4 protein-coding genes are annotated in these 3,909 nt (G+C 63.0%); all 4 read left to right on the plus strand.

Annotated elements, in window-relative coordinates; translation table 11 throughout:
- Positions 1-330 (plus strand): NADH-quinone oxidoreductase subunit B family protein (locus ACXWUF_RS20075; protein WP_458496345.1); only part of this gene is annotated, 330 nt, incomplete at its 5' end.
- A gap of 7 nt (positions 331-337) precedes the next feature.
- The gene (gene nuoC, locus ACXWUF_RS20080) at positions 338-2,077 is read left to right on the plus strand and encodes an NADH-quinone oxidoreductase subunit C/D (protein WP_458496346.1); all 1,740 of its coding nucleotides are present in this window, start codon (positions 338-340) and stop codon (positions 2,075-2,077) included.
- 176 nt (positions 2,078-2,253) lie between these two features.
- Positions 2,254-2,745, plus strand: a complete 492-nt coding sequence (nuoE, locus tag ACXWUF_RS20085) for an NADH-quinone oxidoreductase subunit NuoE (protein WP_458496347.1) — start codon at positions 2,254-2,256, stop codon at positions 2,743-2,745.
- A gap of 79 nt (positions 2,746-2,824) precedes the next feature.
- Positions 2,825-3,909, plus strand: a 1,085-nt coding sequence (gene nuoF, locus ACXWUF_RS20090; protein ID WP_458496348.1) for an NADH-quinone oxidoreductase subunit NuoF, incomplete at its 3' end; no start/stop codon positions are given.

Below are 3,909 nucleotides of genomic sequence, written 5' to 3' on the forward strand. Positions count from 1 at the left end.
ATGTACGACATCTACAGCGTGGTGCAGGGTGTGGATAAATTCTTGCCGGTGGATGTGTATGTGCCGGGCTGCCCGCCGCGACCGGATGCGCTGCTGGAGGGATTGATACTTTTGCAGGACGCCATCGGGCGGGAGCGGCGGCCTTTAGGTCGGGTGATTGGCGAAGGCGGGATTATCGACAAATCCAGCCTTCCCAGCTTCCGGGATGTGCGGACGCCGGAGCGGAAATTGGCGGCGCGGCTGCGGGAACCGGATTCAGTGTGGGAGTGGTCTTCAGACCACGACCGGGTGAGTGCTGGTCGTGGTCTGAAGACCACTCCCACACGGTAGGGCCGTCATGGACGACGCCATTTCATCGCTAATGGAACGCTTCGGCGCCGACGCCTTCACGCCCCAACCCACCGCCGACGCCATCCCCACGTTTTGGATTCCGAAAACCCACCTCCGCGAAATCCTGGCCTTTCTCAAACGCGACATTCCCCGCCCGTTCGCAATGCTGTTCGACCTATCCGCCATCGACGAGCGCCCCCGCCAGCACCGCCCCGGCCAACCGGCCAGCGACTACACCGTCTTCTACCAACTGCTCTCCCCCGAGCGGAACCAATTCATCCGCCTCAAAGTCGCCCTGACCGGCCACGACCCGGCCCTGCCCAGCATCGCGGGACTCTGGCCCAACGCCAACTGGTACGAGCGGGAAGCCTACGACATGTTCGGCATCCGCTTTGAAGGCCACCCGCACCTCCGCCGTATCCTCATGCCGCCCACTTGGAAAGGCCACCCGTTGCGGAAAGACCATCCCGCCCGCGCCACGGAAATGGGTCCGTACAGCCTCTCGCCGCAGAAGGAAGAAACCGAGCAAATGGCCCTGCGCTTCAACCCCGAGGAATGGGGCATGAAACGCCACACCGAGGACAGCGATTTTCTGTTCCTCAACCTGGGGCCGAACCACCCGAGCGTGCATGGCGTGTTCCGTATCGCGCTACAACTGGACGGCGAGGAAATCGTCGATGCCGTGCCCGACATCGGCTACCACCATCGCGGCGCGGAGAAGATGGGCGAGCGGCAATCCTGGCACACCTACATTCCCTACACCGACCGGGTGGATTATCTCGGCGGTTCGCTCAACAACCTGCCCTACGTGATGGCGCTGGAAAAACTGGCGGGCATCACCGTGCCGGACCGGGCAGAGACCATCCGGGTGATGATTTCCGAGTTCTACCGCATCAACAACCATTTGCTGTTCTACGGCACCTTCGCCCAGGACTTGGGGCAACTCTCGCCGGTGTTCTACATGTTCGCCGACCGGGAGCGGGTGTTTGAGATTATCGAGGGCATCACCGGGGCGCGGATGCATTCCAGCTTTTTCCGCATCGGCGGCACGGCCATGGACTTGCCGACCGGCTGGGACAAGAAGGTGCTGGAGTTCTGCGATTACTTTCTGCCCCGGCTGGACCAGTACGACAAGATGGTGATGGCGAACAGCATCCTGCAAGGGCGGACCAAGGGCATCGGCGTCTACAACACAGCGGAAGCTCTGGACTGGGGCGCGACCGGGCCGGGATTGCGGGCGACCGGGCTGGCTTACGACTGGCGCAAGGCACGGCCTTATTCCGGTTATGAGCATTTCGAGTTTGAAATTCCGACCGCCCACAACGGCGACAGCTACGACCGTTGCGCGGTGCGGGTGGAGGAGATGCGGCAGAGCGTCCGCATTCTCCGCCAGTGCGTGGCGAATATGCCGTCCGGCCCGTATAAGGCCGACCATCCGCTGACCACGCCGCCGCCCAAGGCGCGGACCATGCACGACATCGAAACCCTGATTCAGCACTTCCTCAACGTAAGTTGGGGTCCGGTGATGCCAGCGGGGGAGACCTTCGCTTGCGTGGAAGCCACCAAGGGTTTGAACGGCTATTACCTCACCAGCGACGGCGGGTCGATTTCCTACCGCACCCGTATCCGCACGCCGTCGTTTCCCCATTTGCAGATGATTCCCATGATGTGCCGGGGGCTGATGGTGGCGGATTTGATCGCCATTTTGGGCAGCATTGATTTTGTGATGGCGGATGTGGACCGCTAGGGAGAGTGGTGAGTGGTTAGAAAAAACCGCCCGGAATCTGTAGGTCGGACTTCAGTCCGACTTGTTGGGCTAAAGCCCGACCTACAACGAAAAGTCCGACCTGTCGGGCTAAAGCCCGACCTACAGCGAAAAGCAGGGTCGATTGGTACGCACAGCGTACCTTACGGAAAGTAGCCATGAACCTCACCGAATCCGAAACCACCGCCATCCGCGCCGCCGCCAGCCATTACCCCGAACCCGCCGCCGCCGCCATCGAAGCCCTGCAAATCGTCCAACAGCACCGCCGCTGGGTCTCCGACGCAGCCCTGCACGCCGTGGCCGAACTGCTGGGCATGTCGCCCGCCGAACTCGACAGCGTCGCCACTTTCTACAACCTCATCTACCGGAAACCCGTCGGCGAGAAGGTCATCCACTACTGCGACAGCGTGAGTTGCTGGCTCATGGGGGCCGATGCTATCCGCGATCATATCTCCCAACGGCTGGGCGTCGGCCTGGGCGAAACCACGGCGGACGGTCGCTTTACCCTGCTGCCGATTTGCTGCCTCGGCGCGTGTGACCATGCCCCGGCGTTGATGATGGGTGGGGAGGTTTACGGCGATTTGGATGTGGGCCGCGTGGATGAAATCTTGGCGGAGGATTGGACGCACGAGCGTGGGAGTGGGCTTTAGCCCACGACTTAGGCCGATAGTCGCGGGCTAAAGCCCGCTCCCACGGTATTCGCCGCCCTCCATTTGAAGTGAAAAAGCGATGGATAAGCCCCTAACCTCCCGCATCAAGCCCGACCTCTCCCCGGTCACGCTGGCCGAATACCGCCAATCCCACGGCTACGAAGGCTTACGCAGAGCTTTGAGCCTCTCCCCCGCCGATGTGATCGGCATCGTCAAAGCCTCCAACCTGCGAGGTCGGGGCGGGGCGGGTTTTCCGACTGGGGTGAAATGGAGTCTTGTCCCGCAGGGCGACGCTGCCGGGCAGAAATACGTGGTGGTCAACGCCGACGAGATGGAGCCGGGCACCTTCAAGGACCGCCCGTTGATGGAAGGCGACCCGCACCAGTTGATCGAGGGCACCACCATCGCGGCCTATGCGGTGCAGGCCAGCGTCGGCTACATCTTCCTGCGCGGCGAATACACCCGCGCCGCCCGCCGCTTGGCGGAGGCCATGGCCGAAGCGCGGGCCACGAACCTGCTGGGCGCGGACATTCTCGGCAGCGGCTTCAGTTTCGATCTGCACCTGCACACCAGCGCCGGGCGCTATATCTGCGGCGAGGAAACCGCCCTGCTCAACGCCCTGGAAGGCAAACGCGCCACGCCCCGCGCCAAGCCGCCGTTTCCCCAAATCAGCGGGCTGTGGGGGCGACCGACGGTGGTCAACAACGTGGAAACCCTGTGCAACGTGCCGCACATCCTCCGCGAAGGGGCGGACTGGTATCGCGGTCTCGGGCGCGGCCAGGACGCGGGCACCAAGCTGTTCGGCGTGAGTGGCCGGGTGCGGCAGCCGGGCTTGTGGGAATTGCCGATGGGGACGCCGATCCGGGTGTTGATGGAGGAGTGCGCGGGCGGGATGCGGGATGGCTTACGCTTGCGCGGGTTTCTGCCGGGCGGGGCGTCCACGGATTTTCTGTTGCCGGCGCATTTGGATTTGCCCATGGACTACGACGCCATCATGAAGGCGGGGAGTCGGCTGGGCACCGGCACGATGATTGTGTTGGATGACCAGATCTGCCCGGTGCGGATGGTGCTGAATTTGGAGCGGTTCTTCGCCCGTGAGTCGTGCGGCTGGTGTACGCCGTGCCGGGATGGGTTGCCGTGGGTGGTGGAGATTTTGGAGGGGAT

The organism is Methylomagnum sp. (assembly GCF_054333355.1).

Excerpts from the sequence above, each read along its gene's own strand:
- nuoC (WP_458496346.1), top strand. The coding sequence starts at position 338 with ATGGACGACGCCATTTCATCGCTAATGGAACGCTTCGGCGCCGACGCC.
- nuoE (WP_458496347.1), top strand. The coding sequence starts at position 2,254 with ATGAACCTCACCGAATCCGAAACCACCGCCATCCGCGCCGCCGCCAGC.